Consider the following 6,506-nt stretch of genomic DNA (forward strand, 5'->3'; position numbering starts at 1 on the left):
TTAATTCGTTTTTTTCTTCTCTAAAGCTTTGTTGACATCATCCATTAATTGGGAATAGGTTTGGATACCACCAGCGATATAAACCGCTGAAGAATCTAAATAAGCCACTTGGCCTTTTTCCCATGCGGAGGTTTTTCTAACTAATGCGTTGTCTAACACGTCTGCCGCAGGCTGCGCATCTTTCGCACCAATCGCGCCATCACGGTCGATAACAAATAACCAGTCTGGGTTCAGTTTTAATAACAGTTCTGAGTTCACGATATTACCGTGACGACCAGTATCTTCAGTGAAGACATAAGCCGGTTCGAAACCTAATACATCAAAGATAAAGCCAAAACGGGAACCTGGACCGTAAGCTGAAATTTTACCACCGCTCACTAAGATCACCATCGCCTTGCCAGCTTCAGGGGTTTTGCCTTTGATATCATTAATTTTGTTTTTGAAGTCAGAAACGAGTTTATTCGCTTGTTCTTCTTTACCAAATAAAGAACCTAACAGCGCAGTACGCTCCATCAGGCTATCAATAAAACGTTTGTTATCAATATCCAGAGAAATCGTTGGTGCGATACCGCTTAATTTGTCATAAGCGTCGCGAGCACGGCTACCACCTAAAATCACATCAGGTTTTGCACTGCTGATAGTTTCATAAGCCGGCTCAAATAAGCTCCCGCCATTAACATATTCTGAGGTGCTATATTTCTCTAAAAACTGTGGAAAATGGGCGTTAGTTTGTGGAACACCAATCACCGGAATACCCAGCGCATCGATGATGTCTAAGGTTTCCATGTTCATCACAAACGCACGTTGTGGATGGCTAGGAATTTCAGTTTTGCCTTGAGCATGTTCAACGACAATTGTTTGTTTTTCAGCTGCTTTTTCTGTTGCTGGCTGCTCGGTCGTTGGCGCTGCTGTTTGTGTTTGCTGAGCGTCATCACAACCCGCTAACGCAACAACGGATAATAGGGCAAACCCTGAAACTAATGCTTTTGCGAACATCTAAATTCCTCCACCTTTCAATGTGATTATCGTTAGTCACGTTACCCATGACCCGAAGATGGCGGATATCTTACATGAAACATAGCGCTAATGATATTAGTTTGCATTTGCATTTCGCAAAATAATGATACATCGCACAAAAACACACATTGCCTATATTTAAAGCAACTTACTCACATCTTATTTTGATTAGGGAGAAAACAAATGGCTCAAGCCTGGTGGAAATCTGCGGTGGTATACCAAATCTACCCCAAAAGCTTCTATGACCATAATGGCGACGGTATTGGCGATCTTGCTGGTATCACCGCCAAGCTAGACTATATCCAATCTTTAGGCGTAAACGTGATTTGGCTATGTCCAATTTTTGCATCGCCGATGAAAGATAATGGCTATGACATTGCCAACTATGACAGCGTGGATCCGGTTTTTGGCAGCAATGATGACCTTGATATTTTAATCAGCCAAGCTTCGCAGCGTGGCATTAAAATTCTGCTGGACTTAGTGCTTAATCACAGCTCAAACCAGCACCCTTGGTTCGAAGCTGCCCTTGCCGACCCAAACAGTCCTTACGCCGACTATTACCAATTTATTGAATGGGATAAACCCACTCCACCGAACAATTTACGTACCTATTTTGACTGCCCAGTCTGGACTCGAGTTCCCGATAGTAATCGCTGGTACTTCAACTCTTTCGGCCCCGAGCAACCTGATCTTAATTGGGAAAATCCACAATTGCGCCAAGAAATTATCCAAATGATCAATCGTTGGATAGCTAAAGGGGTTGCAGGATTCCGCATTGATGCCATCGGCAATATAAAAAAGTCCCCTGAAGCCCTCTCGCCTTACCAGTTCCCTCCCGATCGGGAAGATGGCACCGCGTTTTTAGTCCCTTGGGTGGTGAACCAACTGGGAATACACGAATTTTTAAAGGAGCTCGCGAGCCAAACCTTCCACCCTGCGAACTCAATGACGGTGGCTGAAATCGATGTTCCACCGCAAGATCTTGCGAATTATATTGGTGAGGACGGCTCATTCTCTATGGTGTTTGATTTCAGTATTGCGGATCTCGACATTGCCAAGCAGCCCCCGTTTTCCATTGTTCCAATCACTGGTGAACGTTTGAAACCTGTTTTTCTAAAAAGCCAGCTCACAACCCAGCAAGTTGGTTGGGGCGCGCCTTATTTAGAAAATCATGACCAACCGCGCTCACTGAACAAATTCTTACCGAAAGGCGCCATCTCCCCTGTCGCCGAAAAAATGTTGGCGATGTTCTTACTGACTCAGCGCGGCACGCCATTTATTTATCAAGGGCAAGAAATTGGCATGACGAACTGTCCAATGACGCTCAACGAGCACCACGATCTGCATCTCTTTAAACTCTACCAATGGGGTCAAACGCACGGATACTCTCATACCACCATGATGAACTATTTTACCCAACGCAGCCGCGACAATGCACGAACACCATTTCAATGGAATAACCAGCATCATGGCGGATTTACCACAGGCACCCCATGGTTGAAGGTCAATCCCAATTACCGAGAGGTTAATGCCGCCGCCCAACAGCAGCAACCCGATTCACTTTTCGCGTTTTACCAGCAATTAATTACCCTGCGCCGCCATTCGCCAATTAGCGATATCTTGGTTGAAGGCGAATTCTCAGAAATCAGCGCCCCTGAACCTGTTATTGCTTATCGCCGAACATTAGGCTCACGCACCCTCTCCAATACTTTATTAAATTTAGGCATGTATGAGGATGTGGCTGATGCTTTGAAAAAAATGGGCTTTGAACTGAGTGCTATTTTAGAGGAAGAGGATGATCCCGGTTTAGGCAATGGCGGTTTAGGGCGTCTTGCCGCCTGCTTTCTAGATTCTCTCGCTACCTTAAAAATTCCTTCCGTTGGGTTTGGAATTCGCTACGAATATGGCATGTTTCAGCAAAATATTATTGATGGTCAACAAGTTGAGTCCACCGATCGCTGGCTACAATATGGCAATGCATGGGAGTTTCCACGCTATAACCTTAGCTACAAAGTCCGCTTTGCCGGCCGCCTTCAGCAAGAAGGTAAAGTCGTTCGTTGGGTGGAAACTGAAGAAGTGCTTGCTCGCGCCTATGACCAAATCGTGATGGGCTATGGCTGCGACGCCACCAACACCCTACGCCTATGGTCTGCCCATGCCACGAATGAAATGAACATCAACAAATTTAACCAAGGGGAATACTCGGCCGCCGTTGAAGATAAAAATTTCTCTGAGAATGTCTCCCGTGTGCTCTACCCCAATGATTCTACGGAATCGGGGAAAATTTTGCGCCTTGGGCAAGAGTATTTTCTTGTATCAGCAACCTTGCAGAATATCCTCGATGTCCATTACCGAGTCCATGGCACGTTGAGTAACCTTGCCGATAAAGTGGCAATCCATCTGAATGATACCCATCCTGTTTTAGCCATTCCTGAACTGATGCGCTTGCTTATCGATGAGCACGAATATGAGTGGGAAGCCGCATGGCAAATGAGTGAAAGAATCTTTTCCTACACCAATCACACTCTGATGGGTGAAGCATTAGAACGATGGTCTGTGGACCTTCTCGGGCGATTGCTCCCTCGCCATCTACAAATTATCTTTGAAATAAACGACCACTTTCTCACTGAGATCAAACAGTGTTACCCCAATAACCCAGAACTTTTAACCCGCCTATCTCTGATTGATGAATCCCATGGACGCTATGTTCGCATGGCATGGCTTGCCGTCGTGGGTAGCTACCAAATCAATGGCGTGTCAAAGCTGCACTCTGAGCTTATGACGCAAGAAATTTTCGCTGATTTTGCCAAAGTATTTCCTGAGCGTTTTAGCAATATCACCAATGGCATTACCCCACGCCGCTGGCTGGCGTTGTGCAATAAACCCCTAGCAAGCTTGATTGATGAAACCATCGGTGAAAGTTGGCGGGAAGATCTCACAGAGCTTTCGCGCCTACAGCAACGCACCGATTTTCCGCTATTTATTGAGCGGTTAAAAACCTGCAAGTTAGAAAACAAAGTTGCTCTCGCCGACTATATCGCTAAAAACGTCAATATCATCGTCGACCCTCACGCTATGTTCGATGTACAAATTAAACGTATTCATGAATATAAACGCCAATTACTCAATATCTTGCAAGTCATTGGACGCTACCAGCGTATCTTGCAACTTCCCGAAAAAAATTGGGTTCCGCGCGTGGTGATTTTTTCAGGAAAAGCCGCCTCATCCTACGTTAACGCCAAAATGATTATCCGACTCATCAATGATGTCGCTAACGTGATTAACCATGACGCCCGAATCAAAAACCGCTTAAAAGTGATTTTTATTCCAAATTACAGCGTGAGCTTAGCGGAGTTAATTATTCCCGCCACCGACTTATCCGAGCAGATATCCCTTGCAGGAACTGAAGCTTCTGGAACAGGTAATATGAAATTTGCCCTCAATGGCGCATTGACCATCGGCACATTAGACGGTGCTAATATTGAAATTCGCGAACATGTTGGCGAAGACAATATGTTTATCTTTGGGCATACCGCCGAGCAAGTTAACGCGATTCGCACACAAGGCTATGACCCACGAAAGATTTACCAAAATCATGAAGATCTGCACAATGTCCTCAATTCCCTCGTTTCGGGCATTTTCAGCCCCGATGACCCTAACCGCTATTACCCGCTTTATGATTCTCTGATTAATTTTGGCGATCATTACCAATTGCTTGCCGATTACCACTCTTACGTTCAAGCCCAAGATGCCGTCGATAAGCTATATCAAAACCCAACGTTATGGACGCAAAAAACACTCAATAATATCGCCAATATGGGCTATTTCTCTTCCGATAGAACCATTAATGAATATGTTGAAAAAATATGGCGAATGAAACCCACTCAGTGAAATAAAAAAACATGATTAAACTGCCCAGAGATTTAACGTAAATACTCGCGTCAGGTTTAAAACTTTGAAGATCAAAAAAATGCATCAATACGCTGTATATGCGTATTTTTGCAGTTTTATCATTCGTTAATTTTATTTTTATATTTTTTTATATTGAAAATATACTTAATCTTATTTTCCACTTATTTAAATTTAAAAAAACTTAATTAATTAAAGCTTAATTATATAAAAAAAACCAAATTAAAACCCCTATTCATTATTTTATTAATGACATTCAATTACCTTTGCGATTAGTATAATTAAAACCTAATAATAAAAATTCAATATCTACGTAAACTTTACGTAGGTTAATAACCCTACACGCAGCAATGCTATATTTCATAGGAAGTCATTATGAATAAAGTTTATAAAACTATTTGGAACGACGCGATAAAGTCGTGGGTTGCCGTACCTGAAATAACGCAATCCGGTTCTAAATTAAAAAACTCAACAGACAATAAGATTAATCCAAAAAATAAAGGCAATAGTAAAAAAGAAAATATTTTAAGAATATTCAGTATAAAAAATATTGTCATTACTTTATCCGCTCTATTTCCATTAATTGCTAATGCAGTGGTTAGTGATAAATTAACAGTAAGAGTCGATGACGACGTAAATATGGTTGCCGTTTATAACATCGATATTTATAAAAAATATTTCCCTAATGCTAAATGGAATCCGAATAACTTATCTAACCTTTATTTATCTGAAACCATTGTTGTAGGAAAAGATTCATCTATAGCGAACTCATCAACAGATTCAAAAACGACCTCCACAGGCGGAACCGTGGTTTTCGGCCCAAACTCAGTCGCTTATGGTTTTGGTAACACGGCATTTGGCGCCGGAACTTATGTCAGCTCAGGCGGTACTGCGGTGGGAGTTGCAACCATCGCAAATAACTTAAGTACCAGCGTTGGGCGCAGTGCGGTTGCTGAAAATAATGGTGTCGCGATTGGTCGAGCTGCATTAGCATCCGAGAGCGCAGAAGGAGGGGTTGCTATCGGTGTTTCCAGTAAAGCTACCGCCAATAATGCCGTCGCGATTGGTCGTTCTTCCGTGGCTTCAAATGTTAATGAAGTCTCCTTTGGTAACGATACAATAAAACGTAAGCTCACCAATATTGATGCGGGTAGTGCAGATAATGACGCTGTTAACTTTAAACAACTATCCACCACCAATGCGAATGTTGCTAAAAATACTCAAGACTTAATTGATACGAATAATGTATTAAATACAGCAAAAACAGATTTAACTAAGCAAATCAGTGATAATAAAACCGATGCTAACAATCAAATAACTACCGTAAATAATAAAATAACCCAGATTAATAATGGGGAAATAGGCCTTGTTAAAATTAACAGTGCCAATAACCTTATTACTGTGGCCAGTGATAAACTTGGAAAAATAGTTAGCTTCACCGGCTTAAATGGCGATCGTAAATTAACGGGCATTGATAAAGGTACAGAAAATAACGATGCCGTTAATGTCAGCCAATTAAATGAAACTAATGCATTAGTCGCCAAGAACACGACCGATATCGCTGATAATAAAACCGCGAT

General features: G+C 42.3%; 3 protein-coding genes. 2 read left to right on the forward strand and 1 reads right to left on the reverse strand.

Annotated elements, in window-relative coordinates:
- Positions 1–996, reverse strand: coding sequence for a siderophore ABC transporter substrate-binding protein (locus PR799_RS15605; RefSeq protein ID WP_272522679.1), 996 nt, complete (start codon positions 994–996; stop codon positions 1–3).
- Between the two features lie 204 nt (positions 997–1,200).
- Here PR799_RS15605 and glgP point away from each other — a divergent pair, with 204 nt between their 5' ends.
- Complete coding sequence (glgP, locus tag PR799_RS15610; protein ID WP_272522681.1) at positions 1,201–4,908, forward strand: glycogen/starch/alpha-glucan family phosphorylase; 3,708 nt, start codon at positions 1,201–1,203, stop codon at positions 4,906–4,908.
- A 393-nt stretch (positions 4,909–5,301) separates the two neighbouring features.
- Positions 5,302–6,506, forward strand: a 1,205-nt coding sequence (locus PR799_RS15615) for an ESPR-type extended signal peptide-containing protein (protein WP_272522682.1), incomplete at its 3' end; no start/stop codon positions are given.

Origin of the sequence: Providencia sp. PROV202, assembly GCF_028479565.1 — a bacterium.
Taxonomy (GTDB): domain Bacteria; phylum Pseudomonadota; class Gammaproteobacteria; order Enterobacterales; family Enterobacteriaceae; genus Providencia; species Providencia zhijiangensis.